The organism is Hymenobacter sp. BRD67, assembly GCF_013256425.1.
Classification (GTDB): Bacteria; Bacteroidota; Bacteroidia; order Cytophagales; family Hymenobacteraceae; genus Hymenobacter.
Genome location: NZ_CP053904.1, coordinates 3,425,942 through 3,442,374 on the forward strand (window position 1 = coordinate 3,425,942; position 16,433 = coordinate 3,442,374).

General features: G+C 57.2%; 16 protein-coding genes. 8 read left to right on the forward strand and 8 right to left on the reverse strand.

The window, feature by feature from the left end:
- Positions 1–195 precede the first annotated feature (195 nt).
- From GKZ67_RS15925 to moaC, 6 genes are all read left to right on the forward strand, one after another.
- The gene (locus GKZ67_RS15925) at positions 196–1,644 is read left to right on the forward strand and encodes a hypothetical protein (RefSeq protein WP_173244182.1); all 1,449 of its coding nucleotides are present in this window, start codon (positions 196–198) and stop codon (positions 1,642–1,644) included.
- A 157-nt stretch (positions 1,645–1,801) separates the two neighbouring features.
- Positions 1,802–2,941, forward strand: a complete 1,140-nt coding sequence (locus GKZ67_RS15930; RefSeq protein ID WP_173244184.1) for a hypothetical protein — start codon at positions 1,802–1,804, stop codon at positions 2,939–2,941.
- A gap of 125 nt (positions 2,942–3,066) precedes the next feature.
- A complete protein-coding gene (locus tag GKZ67_RS25300) occupies positions 3,067–3,564 on the forward strand; it encodes a hypothetical protein (RefSeq protein WP_410505025.1) in 498 nt (165 codons plus the stop codon).
- Between the two features lie 5 nt (positions 3,565–3,569).
- The gene (locus GKZ67_RS15940) at positions 3,570–4,256 is read left to right on the forward strand and encodes a hypothetical protein (RefSeq protein WP_173244190.1); all 687 of its coding nucleotides are present in this window, start codon (positions 3,570–3,572) and stop codon (positions 4,254–4,256) included.
- A 17-nt stretch (positions 4,257–4,273) separates the two neighbouring features.
- On the forward strand, positions 4,274–6,124 hold the full coding sequence (locus tag GKZ67_RS15945) for a right-handed parallel beta-helix repeat-containing protein (RefSeq protein ID WP_173244193.1): 1,851 nt from the start codon (positions 4,274–4,276) through the stop codon (positions 6,122–6,124).
- Positions 6,125–6,231: 107 nt separating this feature from the next.
- Complete coding sequence (gene moaC, locus GKZ67_RS15950; protein WP_173244196.1) at positions 6,232–6,723, forward strand: cyclic pyranopterin monophosphate synthase MoaC; 492 nt, start codon at positions 6,232–6,234, stop codon at positions 6,721–6,723.
- Between the two features lie 17 nt (positions 6,724–6,740).
- On the opposite strand, the gene GKZ67_RS15955 is transcribed toward moaC, so the two are convergent.
- The 7 genes from GKZ67_RS15955 to GKZ67_RS15985 form a co-directional block, all read right to left on the reverse strand.
- Positions 6,741–7,181, reverse strand: coding sequence for a molybdenum cofactor biosynthesis protein MoaE (locus GKZ67_RS15955; protein WP_254244877.1), 441 nt, complete (start codon positions 7,179–7,181; stop codon positions 6,741–6,743).
- A gap of 69 nt (positions 7,182–7,250) precedes the next feature.
- Positions 7,251–7,493 (reverse strand): MoaD/ThiS family protein, encoded by a 243-nt coding sequence (locus tag GKZ67_RS15960; protein WP_173244199.1) that lies wholly within the window; start codon positions 7,491–7,493, stop codon positions 7,251–7,253.
- A gap of 60 nt (positions 7,494–7,553) precedes the next feature.
- On the reverse strand, positions 7,554–8,549 hold the full coding sequence (gene moaA, locus GKZ67_RS15965) for a GTP 3',8-cyclase MoaA (protein WP_173244202.1): 996 nt from the start codon (positions 8,547–8,549) through the stop codon (positions 7,554–7,556).
- A 188-nt stretch (positions 8,550–8,737) separates the two neighbouring features.
- Positions 8,738–9,829: a HesA/MoeB/ThiF family protein gene (moeB, locus tag GKZ67_RS15970; protein WP_173244205.1), complete on the reverse strand. Its 1,092-nt coding sequence runs from the start codon at positions 9,827–9,829 to the stop codon at positions 8,738–8,740.
- 63 nt (positions 9,830–9,892) lie between these two features.
- Complete coding sequence (locus GKZ67_RS15975) at positions 9,893–12,544, reverse strand: TonB-dependent receptor (RefSeq protein ID WP_173244209.1); 2,652 nt, start codon at positions 12,542–12,544, stop codon at positions 9,893–9,895.
- Between the two features lie 23 nt (positions 12,545–12,567).
- Positions 12,568–12,999: a molybdopterin-dependent oxidoreductase gene (locus GKZ67_RS15980; protein ID WP_173244212.1), complete on the reverse strand. Its 432-nt coding sequence runs from the start codon at positions 12,997–12,999 to the stop codon at positions 12,568–12,570.
- A gap of 184 nt (positions 13,000–13,183) precedes the next feature.
- Positions 13,184–13,543 carry a winged helix-turn-helix domain-containing protein gene (locus GKZ67_RS15985; RefSeq protein ID WP_173244215.1) on the reverse strand — a complete coding sequence of 120 codons (360 nt, stop codon included), beginning with the start codon at positions 13,541–13,543 and terminating at the stop codon, positions 13,184–13,186.
- A 153-nt stretch (positions 13,544–13,696) separates the two neighbouring features.
- Here GKZ67_RS15985 and GKZ67_RS15990 point away from each other — a divergent pair, with 153 nt between their 5' ends.
- Entirely contained in the window at positions 13,697–14,662 is a 966-nt protein-coding gene (locus tag GKZ67_RS15990; RefSeq protein ID WP_173244218.1) for an NAD(P)/FAD-dependent oxidoreductase, read from the forward strand.
- On the opposite strand, the gene GKZ67_RS15995 is transcribed toward GKZ67_RS15990, so the two are convergent.
- The gene (locus GKZ67_RS15995; RefSeq protein ID WP_173244221.1) at positions 14,641–15,024 is read right to left on the reverse strand and encodes an STAS/SEC14 domain-containing protein; all 384 of its coding nucleotides are present in this window, start codon (positions 15,022–15,024) and stop codon (positions 14,641–14,643) included. The genes GKZ67_RS15990 and GKZ67_RS15995 overlap by 22 nt on opposite strands.
- Before the next feature lie 210 nt (positions 15,025–15,234).
- Between GKZ67_RS15995 and GKZ67_RS16000 the strand changes: the two genes are divergently transcribed.
- A complete protein-coding gene (locus GKZ67_RS16000) occupies positions 15,235–16,368 on the forward strand; it encodes an MFS transporter (RefSeq protein WP_254245262.1) in 1,134 nt (377 codons plus the stop codon).
- The last annotated feature ends 65 nt before the right edge of the window (positions 16,369–16,433 follow it).

The following is a 16,433-nucleotide window of genomic DNA, read 5'->3' on the forward strand; positions in this document are numbered from 1 at the left end:
TAAAATAGCTACCAATTGCCTGATTAATAAATTGATAGACAATAATTCGCCCCAATCACGCAGAATGACGATACTGATTTGAGTAGCGAATCTATTACTCAAAAAATGACTACTTAACATACTATGCTGTACTTTTACATACTGCATTAGTTTCTAGCACTGCGACTTACCTTTAAATTTTACCGCCTTTACTGCATGAAACCAAGACTACTTTTCTCTCATTTAGCTTGCATCCTTGCACTAAGTGTGTCTGTGGCACAAGCTCAGACGGGTTCTATAAGCGGAACCGTATTTGAAGATGTCAACTATGGAGGCGGTGCCGGTCGACCTTTTGGCACCTCCGGAACCAAAGGAGTTGGTACCGCAGCGACTCCCGCTACGGCAGCTACTGTTGAGCTTTACAGTAGCGCGGGCAACTATATTGCCAATACTACCACGAGTACTACGGCCGGTTCTCTCGGGCAATATAGCTTTACGGGTCAGGCGGCCGGCAACTATATTGTGCGGGTAGTAAACTCTACGGTGAATTCGACCCGCCCTGGTAGTGTTGGCGGGCTACTACCCGTTCAGACTTTTCGTACCAACAACGGAGCCAGTGACGTAAACCGCGTAGGGGGTGAAGCGCCCGAGCTACAGGATGCTGGGGCTTACGTGCCAGGCACTACGGCAGTAGCATTCAATTTCACAACGCTGACTAACGGCTCAGACAACACTATATTTATAGATAATCTAAGCCTGAATAGTGGCTCCATTCCGAATTACAGCTTCGAAACTCCCTCCGTTGGGACCGGTAGCAATGCCTACAAATACAATCCTACTGGCGGAAGCTGGTCATTTAGTGGTAACGCGGGCATAGCATACGCCAGCGCTACAAACAACAGCGCCTTTGCTCCACCGCCCGCTCCTGATGGTTCACAAGTAGCCTTTTTACAAGGGTATAATAATGTAGCTGGCACTATTCAACAGTCGGTATTATTACCTTCAAGTGGTACTGCCTATACCTTAACCCTCCGTGCTGCCCAGCGTGCTAATCCTGGCGGAGCCCAAGTAGTAAAAGGTACAGTTACTATTAATGGGGTTACTACTACGCTTACCTTTACCAGTGCCACCGGCACAGTAAACGCGGGTAATATCGCTCCTACGGCCGCTCAACTCTTCGCCACCTACACGGCGAATTTTACGGTACCGGCACCTGTGAACGTACTTAGTACGTTCACAGCCCAGAGCCAGGCACCGGTTAGCCTGGCCACCGGCAGCAGCGCGGTAGCGGGGGTAGATTTTGGGTACAATTTTTCAACTATTGTCAACTCAACCGATGTGGGCCAGGGGTCACTTCGGCAGTTTATTGTGAACTCCAATGCCCTGACAAATGCTGGCTTGGCACAGGTAGGGCAATTAGCTGGCCGGGAAGCCAGCATATTTATGATTCCCGACGGCAACGCCCACCCTGGGCAGAGAGCAGCCCTGAATTCAGGACTGACTGGCAGTTCTGGGGCAGCGAGGGCGTTGATTCAACTTGCTAGCGTGTTACCAGCCATTACTGATGGCCGTACGCGTATCGACGGCACAACCCAAACAATTAATATCAACGATTCTAATACTGGCCAGGTAGGGACTGGAGGCACCGTAGGTGTGCGGGGGTAACCTTCGCCCAGTTTAATCGGCCTGAAGTAGAAATTGCAGCCAATACATCGCTGGCTTACGGCCTCGACCTGGAAGGTGACAGCCTCGGTGTACAGGGAATCGCCATTCACGGGGGGTACTGCAGGCGGGTGCCACTACTGCTGCCCGTAATCTGCAAGTGATAGGCAACCTAATTGGTGTTACTGCTTTAGCTGTAGCCGACCCAGGTGGTACAGCCTATAATCCTGCTTTTGGACTCGGTGTAAAAGGTCTTTCGTACGGTATAGTTCGCTATAATTTATTTGGGTATGCTGCTGGCTCCGGCCTGAACTACTCAGGAGGAGCCAATACTGCTGGCCTGCTGATAACCGGCAACGAGTTTGTGCAAAACGGGTATCGCGTAGTTGGTGGTGATGCTATGACTTTTGGTGACCAAGCAAGTACAGGCCCAGTGAAAGTCACCTATAATCTAATCACTACCAGCAACTCAGATGGCATACAGTTCGAAATAGGCCAAACCGGAGCAGGTGGCATCAACGTAGTACGTAATAACACCTTTTTTGACAATGGAAATGGTAGTACATCGCTAGCCCGGGCACAGTTGGAAGGGGCAGCTATTCTCTATCTACAGCGCAACGGCACGAATGTAGGTACCAGTGCCGATTCGATTGTTTTCAACCGCATCTATCAAAGTCAGGCATCTGGCATTGTAGTAGGTTATGGACAGCGCAATGTTATCATCAGTCGTAACAGCACCTTCACTAACGGTACGGCCAAGAACTCGCCAACCGGAGGAAACCTTGGTATTGATATTATTTCTCAATCAAACTACTACGTGGGTGCATCAAATGCGCTGGGCAATGGCCATGGGGCGACTGATTATGGCAATGGTGATGGGGTAACGGCTAATACGGGTACTCTATCCACTGCCTTTGGAAATAGCGGCATGAACTACCCGATATTCACTACAGCACGCTACAATACAAGTAGTAACATCACAGTAACAGGTTATATCGGAAGCTCTTCTGGCCAGACGGCTTTTGCAGGTGCCACTATTGAAATTTATTTCGTCGACGATGACGGCAATAACAATGGGGCCACTGTTGCTGGCGATGGCCTCAACGTACCTCATGGCGAGGGACAAACCTATCTGACTACCCTTACTGCCGATGCTAATGGCAGGTTCAATGCGAGCATTAATGCGCCTAGTGGAGTGGTGTTTAGCACAACAGGGCAGAGTCTGACGGCAACAGCCTATTTACCTGGCTCCGGCACCTCTGAATTTGGCACCAACGCCCCATTACAGCCTTGCTTGTAAGCGGAACCATATTTGAAGATGCCAACTACGGAGGTGGCGCCGGTCGTAGCCGCACTACACTCGGCTCGGGAGCAGTTGGCCTACCTAATGCTACAGTAGAACTATACGATGCAACCAATGCCATTGTGGGAACTACTATCACTGATGTCAATGGTGCATATTCATTCAATGCAGCACCTGGCACGTACACCGTACGTACGGTAATGCCCACGGTAAAGTCAGCACGGCCTAACGGCACAACGGCCAATCCAGCGCCCATGCCAGTTCAGACTTACGTGCGTAATGACCCCAATCGCGTCGGGGGAGAAAACCCCGCAGCTACCACCGACAGCCCAGCCGTCTCGACCACTACGGGTGTTACACTCAGCTTCGTGGCTCAAAACACCAGTGGGTTAAATAACGTTGCTTTCATTGATAATGTGGAGGTTTTGACCTCAAGTGGTACGGTGAGCCCAAACCCGATAAGCAATCAGGGCTTTGAAACGCCAAGCGCGGGAGGTAGCGTCCTTTCAGGTCCCTTTACGGCAGGCTGGACATTTAATGCTGTTTCTGGTAGTTCTTACGATGGTATCGTTGGTAATTCTGGGCTTTTGCCCCTAACACTACTAACGGTACGCAGGTAGGCTTCTTGCAGATAGGTAGCGGTGCCGGAGCAGGCGGTACCTATGGCTCGTTCCAGCAGACTATTCAGCTACCAGCGGGTACTTATTCGATCCGCTTCCTGACGGCGCAACGCACAAATAATGGCCGCGTTGACAACCTCACTGTCAGCGTATTGCTGAATGGCGTCCAAATTGGCCTGGTTACGCCCTCCTCAGGCACGTATGTATCCTTTACGACGAGCGCTTTCAGCGTGAGCGGAGCCAGTCAGGCGAGCGTAGCCGGCCTGAGCCAAGTTCCTGTAACAGTAAGTTCGACCAGTGTGACCGATGTTGACTTTGGCTACAATTTTGACGTGATCACTAATACAAACGACTCAGGTATTGGCTCCTTGCGTCAGTTCATTGCCAATAGCAATGCCCTGAGTGGTGAGAGCAGCTTAGCCCAGGTCTATACTAATGCTAGCGGCATAACTACCGCCCTGGCAACCAGTAAAGAGTCTAGTATTTTCATGGTACCAGGCCCGACAGCGGTACCAGGATTGCGCAGTGGCTTGACAAATCAGCTTAATACCAGTGGCGTAGCTGTGTTCACACCGGCTACAGCAACGAACGGAGCTTTAATAGTAACGGATGCAAATACTATAATAGATGGTACTACTCAGACCCGTAATAGCAATACCAATAACGTAACGCTTGGCACGGGGGCACAGTAGGTGCGGCAGGCACTACATTGGGTCAGCTCAATGGTCCGGAAGTACAAATAGTGGGGACACCCGGTACTAGCGCATCCGACTATGGCATTACCCTCGCTGGCATTGGCGATGGTGTACAGGGGATTTCCATTTATGGCTTCGGTAATACTGGCGCTAGTGGTACAGGAAATGCTAACGGGTCCAATATATATATAGCTATTGCAGCTACCAGCGGCACATTCATCACTAATAACGTTATTGGTACCGCCGCTACTACTTTCCCCACCAACGGCACCGACCCGAACACAATTACTACGCGTAGTACTGGCAATGGCATACTACTCGCTGCTGGTACTACCAGCTCCTCTATAACCAACAACTTGATTGGGTACAATGGTAACACCGGGGTCCAGAACTTGGCAACTGGTGCAACTGGCGGGGTAACTATTACCGGTAATGAGATTCGGAACAATGCCTTGCTCAATACTTCAGCCAGTGGTATTCTACTTGCGGGTGCGGGAGGTACTGTCCAAACCAATTTAGTTACGGCTAACAGAGGCTCGGGAGTTGACTTCGATGGCAGCGCGGGCAATATCCTGGTAACTGGCAATACAATCAGCAGTAATGGTACCGGTGGCGCCAGAACATCAGGGATACGTGCTTATGGCACGGGTAATACTGTCTCTCTCAATGCTATTTCTAATAATACCGGCAGCGGTATATTAGTCCGGCCAGGAACTAACGTAGCTAATACTTCTGGTTCTACTACTATAAGCCAGAATGCTATCGGTGCCAACGGCCAGCTTGGCATCAAGCTGATGAATAACACCGATGCTGAGACTGTTGGCACACCTGTCCTTAATGACTATGGCGATATTGATGGTCGTAAAAATGGCTCATCGGCTATTGGAGCCAATGGCCTGCTCAACTTCCCGATTATAGTTCAGGCCCGTGTATCGGGGGCCAACCTAGTTATTGCCGGCTACGCCCGGCCAGGGGTCAAAATAGAGTTTTTCAATGTAGCAGCGTCTGGTGTGACAGCTGATGGGTCTGGCTTTGGAGAAGGGCCTGTGTACTTAACATCACAAGTAGAAGGCAGTGCTGCCGACCTTGATAACGGAACGGGGACTTATGGAGGTGTTATCAACGGCCACAATCAAGGCACTGACAATACTAATAAATTCTCGTTCAGCATTCCTCTGAGCTCGTTGCCGTCCGGCGTTACTTTGGCACCAGGTAATGTTATTACAGCTACAGCTACTTCCAGTACCATAACTTCGGAGTATTCAGGTAATATTACCCTACTTTCTGGGCCACTGCCAGTAGAGCTAACTGCGTTTATAGCTAAGGCACTGAATTATGATGCCCAACTAGCCTGGACCACTGCCTCCGAGTTGAATAGTGACTACTATACTGTTGAGCGTAGCCTCGACGGCAATATCTTCGCAAAAATTGGTCAAGTAGCTGCGCAAGGAAATAAGACCACGACGACCTCATATACCTATACTGATGCTGGTATTGGCCATCAGCAACCCGGTCAGCCCGTGTATTACCGCTTGCGCCAGGTAGACCTTAATGGTACTACTGCTTTCTCGCCCGTTCGAAGTATTGTATTTGCTTCTGATAAGTCGGTAGCTATCAGCTGCTATCCTGTACCGGCTCAAAGCACTGTGTGGATGGATTTAAGCTCATTAGCAGACATTAATACCTATCAGGTAAGTCTGCTGGATAATACTGGCCGCCAAGTTCAACAGTGGAGCTTGGCTGGGGGTAAGCCTCAGCTTCTCGACCTGCAAAACCTACCTACTAGTATCTACCAATTAGTGCTGACTGGTCTTGCTAAAGATGGCTCGCTCCTGCGTCAGACATTACGACTAACCAAAGAATAGCTGATTATGCCAGATGCAAAGCCTCTCTGCCTTTGGCAGAGAGGCTTTTTTGTTAAACCTACCCTCGTTCGCCGTATTTTGCGCTTCTCAATACAGCGTTTACTTTTATGTTCGATTTATCCCCTAAGCTTACCCACCTCACCCCCGCCGGCCAGCCCGCTATGGTCAACGTTGGCGGCAAGGCCATCACGGCCCGCCTGGCCCGCGCCCGGGCCCGGGTGCGCCTCGGGGCCGATATTCTGGCGCTGGTGCAGGCCGGCGATTTACCCACCCGCAAAGGACCGGTGTTTCAAACGGCCATCCTGGCCGGCATAATGGCGGCCAAGAAAACCGCTGACCTTATTCCGCTCTGCCACCCGCTCGGGCTCGACGACTGCCAGCTCACTATCGAAGTAGTCCTGCCCGATTCGGTACTTATTGAATGCACGGCCCGCGTCACCGGCAAAACCGGCGTCGAGATGGAAGCGCTCACCGGCGCCTCCGTAGCGGCGCTTACGGTGTATGATATGTGCAAGGCCATGTCGCACGACATCGTCATTGAGCAGGTGCGGCTGGTGGAGAAAACCGGCGGCAAATCAGACTTCCACCACCCAGGCTAAGGATAGCGCCCCGCTGGCTACGGGTGAGCAGCTACCCACACGGTGCCATCCTCATACTCCTCTTTTTTCCAGATAGGTACCACCTCTTTGAGCGTATCAATAATGTACTCGCAGGCGGCAAACGAATCGGCGCGGTGCGGCGTCGATACCGCTACTACTACGGCCACATCCCCGATTTCGAGAGTACCGTGGCGGTGCGATACAGCTACCTGGCGCAGCATAGGCCACTTTTCGAGGGCCATTTCGGCCACACGGCGCAGCTGGTGCAGGGCCATGGGTGGGTAGGCTTCGTAGTGCAGGCGTACCACGCGGCGCCCTTCGCTGCGGTTGCGCACCGTACCAATGAAGGCGTTAACCGCCCCGGCCTCGTCCGACTCGGCCGCGTGCAGCACCGCCGCCACGTCGATGGGCTGGTCGGTGAGGTCGATAAGCATGGGGAAAGAAGGCTGGTCGGTCATGACAAAGCAAGCAGCACGCCGGGCTACTTAAGAAGGCAGCCGCATGCTAAATATATAATAAATACTATATTAACCACCGCTTACGGGCGGAATAAGTGCAATCTCATCGCGCTCGTGCAGCTCCACATCCGCAGCAGCGTATTCATTATTAACCGCTACGGCCAGGCTGCGCAGGCTGGCCAGTGCGGGGTAGGCGGTGCGCAGCTCGGCCAGCAGCCCGGCGGCCGACTGCCCGGCGGGCGCAGTAAGCGTCAGCGACGACTGCCCCACGATTTCGCGGGCAATTCCAAAAAGCGAGACAGTAAGGTCCATGTTTTCAATGAGTGATGCGCAGTGAGCAATAGGCAGCTTGCCAGCAATTGCTCATTAAAGTTATCCGCCAATGGTCGCCATGCTCTCGAAGCTGAGCTGGTGCACGGGGCGCAGGCGCTCGGCCTCGAAGCCGTTGGCGGCGCGGTGATAGAAAGCCTGGGCCAGGGCTTCGGCCAGGTCGTTATCGGTTGCGCCATTGCGCAGCAGCGCCCGCAGGTCGAGCACGCCCTGGTCGTAGAGACAGGTTTTGATGCCGCCTTCGGCAGTGAGACGCAGGCGGTTGCAGCTGCCGCAGAACGTGCGCGAGTAAGCCGCGATAATGCCCACGCTGCCCCGGTGGCCGGCAATGGTATACTCGCTGGCCGTGGCTCCCACGGGCATGGGCACCGGCCTCAGCTCCCCCAGATGTGCCTCCAGATGCTGCCGGATGCGGCGGTGGTTCCAGGGCAGCGATTCGGGTGTGGCAATATGGCTGCCGCCGTTAAAGGGCATTTCTTCGATGAACCGCACATCAACCGGCAGCTCGCGGCTTAGCTCAGCCAGCGGCACCAGGTCCTGGATATTACGCCCATCCATTACTACGGCATTGATTTTCACCTGAATACCCACCTCAAGCAGCGCATGCAGCGTGCGCAGCACCTGCGGCAGCTCATCGCGGCGGGTTATCGCAAAAAAGCGCTGGCGGTCGAGGGTGTCGAGGCTTAGGTTGACCGCCTTTATGCCCAGGCGGGCCAGGGCCGGCACGTGGGGTGCCGTAAGCACACCATTGGTAGTCAGGCTGATATCACTGAGGCCCGGCAGGGCAGCCAGGCGCTCCATAAACGGCACCAGGTCGCGGCGCACGAAGGGCTCACCGCCGGTAAGGCGCACCTTGCGCACGCCCAGCTGCGTCATCACGCCTACCAGGCGTAGCATCTCCTCATAGCTAAGCAAGTCGTGCTTAGGCAAATAAGTAATACCCTCTTCGGGCATGCAATAAAAACAGCGCAGGTTACAACGGTCCGTAACTGCCAGCCGCAGGTATTCGAGCGGCCGGCCGTGGGCGTCGTGGAGCACAGAAGAAGAAAGGGAAGACATCTACTCAAATATACGTCGGTAGCCAGTGGCCCTACCAACTCGCCGAACTAGCATCGCCTACGCGGAAGCCACCGGGCAGGTTGGTAGCCCGCAGGCAGTAGAAGCACTGTCGGCCGCAATTTGTTGCAGCGGCCGACGCAGCGCGGCTTGCTGGCTGCATAGTCAGCTTAGCCCGGGTAGTCTTCCAATCCGCCGCGCAGACTCAGCACATTGTCGTAGCCAAGCTCGCCGCGCAGCAGCGCCACGGCTTTGGCGCTGCGTACCCCACTCTGGCAATACACTACCACCGGGCGGTGGCGCGGCACCTCGGCGGCGCGGGCAGCCAGCTCGGGCAGGGGCAGCAGCACGGCACCGGGCAGGTGGCGGCGCTGAAACTCCAGCGGCCCACGCACATCAAGCAGCAGCGGCGGCTCGGCGGCGGCCAGCTGCTGCCGTAGCTCGCTGGCGCTCAGGCAAGCAACAACTTGTGCCGGAGTGCAGCTGGCGTCAATGTAATCGGCCGGGTTGGCCGTATCAAGATTCAGTTGGCTTTGCAGCGCATCACGCCTGAAGCGCAGCGTGCGGGTCTGAAAGCTGAGCGTATCCAATAGCCAGAGACGGCCGCTGAGCACGTCGCCCAGGCCCAGCACTACTTTCAGCGCCTCGGTAGCCTGTACCGTGCCGATGAGGCCGGGCAGCACATTGAGCACGCCGGTCGTGTTGCAGTCGGGCGCTTCGGCCGCGCTGGGCGGCTCGGGAAAAAGGCAGCGGTAAGTGGGGCCGCCTGCATAGTTAAACACCGATACCTGCCCCTCAAACTTGTAGATGGCCCCCGACACCAGCGGCCGGCCCAGACTTACGCAGGCATCGTTGAGCAGGTAGCGGGTCGGGAAGTTATCGGACCCATCGACTACCACATCGTACTGCGCCACCAGCTCGCGCACGTTGGCCTGACTTACACGCATGGGGTGCAACACATAGTTATTCAGCTCATTAAGGCGGCGCAGCGCGCGGGCTGCGGCTTCTACTTTGAGCTGGCCTACGTCGTCGGGGCCGTAGAGAATCTGGCGCGGCAGATTGGTCAGCTCTACCTTGTCAGCATCGGCCAGGCCCAGTGTACCCACGCCAGCCGCCGCCAGGTATTGCAGCACAGGGCAGCCCAGGCCGCCCGCGCCTACCACCAATACCCGCGCCTGGCGCAGGCGCAGCTGCCCGGCTTCGCCGATTTCGGCTAGCTGAAGGTGGCGACGGTAGCGCTGGCGCTCAGCAGGAGAAAACATAACTGAAATCAATAAAGTATAATATCCTGACTTTCAACGATTCTTCTACTCAGACAATAGAAGCTACAGGCCGTACATCACCGTTAGGTAATACAGCCCGCCGACGCTCGGGCCGCCCAGGTACGATACATAGTATTTATTTAATACATTACTCGCACCTAGCTTTAGCCGCACCTGAGCGGTCGGAATATAGTAGCTCAGCTGCGCATCAAGGGTACTGTAGGCGGGTACGTCGCCATTGACGAGGAAGGTTTGGGAATAATACCCGACCTGATGCCGAAAGTTCAGCCCGAAGCCGGCATTCTGATAAACGTTCTCGTTGGCTAAGCTCAGGTTATACATCCAGCGCGGGGTATTGAAGCCGTCTTCGAGGCCATCGCCGTTTTCGGTGCGGTCGAGGCGGGTGTAGGTCGTGTTGGCCCCGGCCAGGTAGCCGGCGCCCAGCTCGTAGCGCAGCCCGGCCGAGCCGCCGTAGTTGTACACCTGGCTTTGGGAGTTGGTCCAGAGCCGGTAGCGCGCCTGGGTAGCGCTACTGCTGAGCGCCGTAGCAATGGTAGTAAGGTCGGTGCCGGTAGTGAGCGCTGTGCCGCTGGCCGTAAGCGGCACGTAGGCTTCGACCTGAGCGATGAAATCGCGGTACGAATTATAGTAAAAATCGACATCGACCAGTAGCCTGCCACCCGGCCCGAAGGCCGCCTTGTAGCCCATTTCGAGCGAGCGGATGTACTCGGGCCGCAGGTACGTGTAGGGGTTTTTCACCAGTAAGTTTTGATTGGCGGCAATGGCCTGAGCCCGCGTCTGGGCCGGCGTGCCGTTGATGCCGGCCGTCACTTTCGCATTAAACGCGTCGATGCTACTGCGCAGGTAGCTGTTCTCAAATACGCCGTCCGACATCACGCGCAAGCCGCCGATGCGCTTTACCTGGCCGCTGTTCACGTTCGAAAAACCCTCGAACAAGCTCGGAAAGCGGTAGCCGCTCTGGTAGCTGAGCCGGAAATTCTGGCGCTGCGTGGGCGAGTACACTGCCGTGAAGCGCGGGTTGAATTTTACGTCAAAATAGTCGTTTTTATCGACCCGCAGCGTGGCCGTAAGGCGCAGCTTTTCCTGCAAAAGCCGGCCGCCAACCTGCACGAAGCCCCCGGTTTTGGAATACAGCAAATCGTCGTGCAGCGGGTCTTTGCCAGGGTTGGGATTAATAAAATAGTTGCCATCGGGCACTACGATGTAGGTACGGTGGTCGGCCCCGGCCAGCAGGTCGAGGTTGGCTGGCAGCGCCGTGCCACCGCGCCGAATGGCCTCGGCAATGTTTACCTGCGCTTCGGCGTGGGCCAGGCTGGCCCGTACGCGCAGGGCCGCCCCTACGTCCCAGTTATTGATATCCTGAAGCTGGGCCAGCTTTTGGTTAAAGGCGTCGGTGCCGGGCTGGAGGCGGCCGGCATCGGCCGCGGCGCGGGCAGTCGCGTGCGCCGCGGCTACCGACTGCCCACCCGCCACGGCCGCGTTCCAGGCGTTGGTATAGTCGGCATACCAGGGCGTATCGGCCTTATAGCTGCGGTCGAGGTTCTCGCCCATCGAGCGCAGATTGTAGCTCTGCCCGGTATTTTCTTCGGTGAGGTAGGCGCGGGCCTGCACCACGGGCGTGGTCAGGGTAAGAGCATGCTGCTGCAGGCGGTAGCCTTGCAGCCGGAAGCGGTTCGAGCGCTGATACACGTTGTCGAAGCCCGCCACGCGGTAGGTATAAGCCAGCTCCACGCCCGGCCGGAAGCGGTAGTGCACCGCTGCGTCGGCCTTGAGTGTCTTGAGATTATAGTCGACGAGGTCGCGCTCGTCGTAGCCAGTACGGGCCACCGAGTAGCTCTTGCCGCCCAGCGTAATACTCTTGCGGTCCGACGACTCATTACCGTAGCGGTTCACCTGGTCCTGGGCCGGATTGTCGGCCCCAAACAGGCCCGTAGTAGCATTGCCGTTGGGGTTGATGTCGGTCTGGTCATTAGCTACCCAGTCGTAGCCGCGCAGGTAAGTGCCATTTACTTTAAAAGCCAGCTTGTCGGGTATCAGCACTTTGGCGTAGCGCAAGCTGGTTTCCGAATACAGCTTTTCGGTGGTTGCGCCCTGCCCAAACGTTTTGACATTCGGGTCGCTCAGGTGGTTGAGGCCCGTTTGCTGGCGCAGGCTCAGGCCCTCTGAGTTAAACGGACTTTTGGTTTGAAAATTTGCCAGGCCGTTAATCGCATTCAGCCCATACAGGGCGGCGGCCGTACCGGGCACCACCTCTACACTCTGAATGTCGAGGTCGCTCGGTCCCAGCACGTTGCCAATTGGCCCGCCGATGTGCGGCGCTTGGTTATCCACCCCATCCACAAGCTGGGCAAAGCGTACGTTGGTGGTGTTGGTGAAGCCCCGCGCATTTATCACCTTGAAGCCCAGGCTGGGCGTAATGACCTGCACGCCCTTCAGATTTTCGATGGCATCGAAAAATGACGGAGCGGCCGACAGCCGAATGGCGCGGGCGTTGAGCTTTTCTACTGTTACGGGCGACTGCAAAAAGCTTTCCTCTACCCTGGAAGCCGATACCACGACCTCGTTGAGGCTGGTACGCAGCGTATCGGCAGGGGCTGGATGACGCGGAGCCTTTGGCGCTTGGGCGGCAGCTGAATGGGCCAGGGCCGAAGCACACGCCACCAAGCCGCACAAGATGCGTAGATTTTTTTTCATACAATATATATTTTTACTATGTATTACTGAACGCTCACTATCCGCAGGCCGGTGAGCTGGCGCACCCAGCGGGCGGGCTTTTTTTCCAGCGGTACAATGAGCTGATAGGGGCCATCGGGCGCGGGCAGGGGCTGACCATCGCGCTGGTCGACCAACAGAATAGTCTGGGGCGAGAAATCGGCGTCGATTTCCGGCAGGGCAAATACCACCCGGTAGCCATCGGCAGCAGTAGCCAGCAAGGCCTCGGCCAGCACCGCCCCGTGAATGGCCTTGCCGGCCGGCGCGCCCGCCAGGTGCAGCACATCGGCTAGCGCCACCCCGCGGTACACATGCTTTTTTCCGTCCTTATCGGTAGTAGCCTGCTCGTGGCGGGGCAGCGCGGCCAGGTCGGCGGCGCTGAGGGTGCGGGGCGTAGTCACCAGCCCTTCCACCCGCAGCGTAGCAGTAGCGGGCACCGCACCTGGGCCGACCTGCGCGCAAGCGGCTGGGTGCAAGCCAGCAACGCTTGCCGCTAACAACGCCGTGGGCAGCCAGCGGCGGCCAATAGAAAAAAGTAGCATGTGCCGAATAGTCGAGACCGTTATATTTTGACAAATATAACGGTGAAGCCGGCCGAATGTTGGGGTCCTTTACGGGTACTTAGTGGTAGAGGCGGGCAGTTTCGTCGGCCAGAAACTGCGCAAACCGCGCCTGCATAGCCCGAAACCCGGCGATGGCTTGCTCGCCGGCCGGCGTGAGGGTAGCGCCACCGCCGTGCGCCCCGCCCGCGTGCGCGCCCACCAGCGGCTGCCGGGCCTGGGCATTCATGGAGCTCACTAAGTCCCAGGCTTTTTTGTACGACATGCCCATTTCCTTGGCGGCCTTCGAGATGGAGCCGGTGGCTTGGATACGCTCCAGCAGCTCGAGCCGGCCGATGCCGAGAAAGCGGTCGGCCGGGCCTTCTATCCAGAGGCGGCCGCTGGCGCGGAAAGCTTGATTTTCAGCAAAAAGCTCGTGCATAGAAAATACAGAAGGCGCGTGGCAGCTACCAGCGATGCCTTAAAAATAGCTCATTTAGTGCCAAGCCGCCGCGAACATAACCTTCGGCATACGTTGGGCAGTATAGAGAGCAGCGCCTGACCTGGCGAACTATCTTTTTAGGGTAATCTTCTTATGGAGTATGATGTGTTGGTAGTGGGCGCGGGCAGCGCCGGCCTGAGTGCGGCCCTTACCCTGGCGCGCTGCCGCCGCCGGGTGCTGGTAGCCGATGGCGGTGCGCCGCGCAATGCGCCCTCGGGTGGCGTACATGGCTTTCTTACCCACGACGGCATCCGGCCGGCCGAGCTGCTACGCATTGCGCGCGCGCAGCTTGCTCCCTACCCTAGTGTGGAGCTGCAGGAGCTGAAGATAACGTCTATTGTACGCGAAGGGCAGGTTTTTCGGGCGGCGGGCACCACCGGCCTGGGCCACGCCTGGGCCGGCACAGCCCGGCGCGTGCTGCTGGCCACCGGTGTCGATGATTTGCTGCCGCCGCTGCCCGGCTTTCGGGAGCTTTGGGGCACGAGCGTATTACACTGCCCCTACTGCCACGGCTACGAAGTGCGCGACCAGCCGCTGGCCGTTTACGGGCAGGGCAAGACGGTACTGGGGCTGGCATTGCTACTCACCAACTGGAGCCGCGATTTGATAGTTGTTACCGACGGGCCCAGCCGCCTCACCGAGCACGGGCGGCGGCGGTTGCTGCGCCAGGGCATTAGCGTACGGGAGGAGCCGCTGGCCCGGCTGGTGGGCGGGCCCAAGGGCTCGCTCCGCTGCGTTGAGTTTGCCGATGGCTCTTTTCTCGAACGCACGGCCCTGTTTATGCACGCTCCTCAGGAGCAGCGCAGCCCGCTGGCTGCCGAGCTGGGCGCACGCCTCACCAGCAAAGGCGCCGTTTGGGTCGATAAAAATGCCCAGACTACCGTGCCCGGCGTGTACGCGGCCGGCGATATGGTGCCCGGCCAGCAGCAGGCTATGCTGGCCGCCGCTGCCGGCAACAAAGCGGGCATCTGCCTCAACGAGGCACTCACCCGCGAAGATGTACACCGCCCCAAACCGGCCCGGCGCCAGCAGCCTGCTCAGCCGGCCAGCCAGGCGTAGGCCGCGGCTTCATCGGTGAAGGTCGCAATCTGGCAGTCGGTGGTAGTAGCCGATACAATGGCCATCACCGGCTGGGCCGCCCGCAGCGGTGATACCAAAAAAGCCAGGCGCACGGCTTCGCCGTAACGGCCGCGCAGCCCCGGCGCAAACTCGGTGCTGAACCAGGTATTGACCGTGGGCTCGGTGAGGTCTTCGCGGCGGCGCAGGTCGAGCAGCCAGCGGCCGCAGCCCACTGCGTCGGCGGTGGCCAGCAGCGACTCATACCCGGCCCGTAGCTCGGTGGGCGTTACGGCGCGCTGCCAGCGGGCAATAACCACTGGCAGGTCGGGGCGGTGCAGCAGGTCGAGGCCGTGGTTGGTCATAAGCGGCAGGTGGTCGGCAAGCCCGGCCTGCCTGCAAGTTAAGCTACTTTCACCTACCCTGAACCATACTTTTGTGCCATGCAGTAGTTAATACTGCTTCTATTTTAGACGTAAGTTGCCCATGAGCCCTAGTGTGCCCCCGCGGCCCCGCACGACCCGTATGCCGCCCTGCGCATCCCCGATTTTCGGCGCCTGATTACGGCCCGCATCCTGTTTACCATTGCCACCCAGATTCAGGGCGTAGTAGTAAGCTGGCAGATTTTTCAGCTCACCAAAGACCCACTCGCCCTGGGCCTGGTAGGCCTGGCCGAAGCCATCCCAAGCATAGGGGTTTCTCTATATGCTGGTCACGTGGTCGATTCGGTGCGGCGCAAGCGCATTATTGTGCCGGCCGTGGCAGTACTGTTTTTATGTGCCGTCACGCTGTTCTGGCTTTCGCATCCGGCGCAGGCCAGCGTGCTCAACCACGGGCGGCTGCACCTGGCGGCCTTCGATGCCACGGTAGTGTGGCCGCTATACCTGGTTATTTTCGTAAGCGGCATTGCCCGCGGCTTTCTGGGGCCGGCCGTGTTTTCATTTATGCCCCAGCTGCTGCCCGACCGTGGCCTGCTGGCCAATGCCGTGACGTGGAACTCTACTACCTGGCAGGCCGGCGCAGTGCTGGGGCCGGCCATTGGCGGCCTGCTGTTTGCGCACCTGGGCATCGGGTTTGCCTACGGCGTCGATACAGTAATGGAAGGCCTGGCCCTATTATTCTTTATCAGCATCGGCAGCCGCGAGCTGCCCGTTATTGAGGGTGTGCGCCTGAGCCTAAGTGAGAGCATTATGAGCGGTATCAAGTTCATTTTCAGCAACCAGATAGTGCTGTCGGCGTTGTCGCTGGATATGTTTGCGGTACTTTTCGGCGGGGCCGTGGCGCTGCTACCCATTTTCGCTTCCGAAATACTGAAAGCCGGTCCCGATGCCCTGGGCTATCTGCGGGCGGCTCCCTCGGTTGGCTCGGTACTGATGGCGGTGTGGCTTACCTTTTCGCCGCTCAAAAAGAACGCGGGCCGCAAGCTGCTGTGGGCCGTGGGCGGCTTCGGGCTGGCAACCATCGGCTTTGCCTTATCAAAAAATCTTTATTTATCGCTTTTCCTGCTTTTCCTGACGGGCGTCTTCGATTCGGTATCGGTAATCGTGCGCTCCACGCTTATCCATACTTACACGCCGGAGTATATGAAAGGCCGGGTATCGGCGGTAAACAACATTTTTATCGGCTCCAGCAACGAAATCGGCAGCTTCGAGAGCGGGGCGGCGGCCAAGCTCATGGGAACGGTGCCCAGCGTAATATTCGGGGGATGATGACCATGCTGGTGGTCGGCATTACGGCCTGGCGCGCCGATAAGCTCCGCAACCTGGAAATGGGC

Coding starts and splice junctions, on each gene's coding strand:
- GKZ67_RS15925 (WP_173244182.1), top strand. CDS start 196: ATGAAACCAAGACTACTTTTCTCTCATTTAGCTTGCATCCTTGCACTA.
- moaC (WP_173244196.1), top strand. CDS start 6,232: ATGTTCGATTTATCCCCTAAGCTTACCCACCTCACCCCCGCCGGCCAG.
- GKZ67_RS15955 (WP_254244877.1), bottom strand. CDS start 7,181: ATGACCGACCAGCCTTCTTTCCCCATGCTTATCGACCTCACCGACCAG.
- GKZ67_RS15960 (WP_173244199.1), bottom strand. CDS start 7,493: ATGGACCTTACTGTCTCGCTTTTTGGAATTGCCCGCGAAATCGTGGGG.
- moeB (WP_173244205.1), bottom strand. CDS start 9,829: ATGTTTTCTCCTGCTGAGCGCCAGCGCTACCGTCGCCACCTTCAGCTA.
- GKZ67_RS15975 (WP_173244209.1), bottom strand. CDS start 12,544: ATGAAAAAAAATCTACGCATCTTGTGCGGCTTGGTGGCGTGTGCTTCG.
- GKZ67_RS15985 (WP_173244215.1), bottom strand. CDS start 13,543: ATGCACGAGCTTTTTGCTGAAAATCAAGCTTTCCGCGCCAGCGGCCGC.
- GKZ67_RS15990 (WP_173244218.1), top strand. CDS start 13,697: ATGGAGTATGATGTGTTGGTAGTGGGCGCGGGCAGCGCCGGCCTGAGT.
- GKZ67_RS15995 (WP_173244221.1), bottom strand. CDS start 15,024: ATGACCAACCACGGCCTCGACCTGCTGCACCGCCCCGACCTGCCAGTG.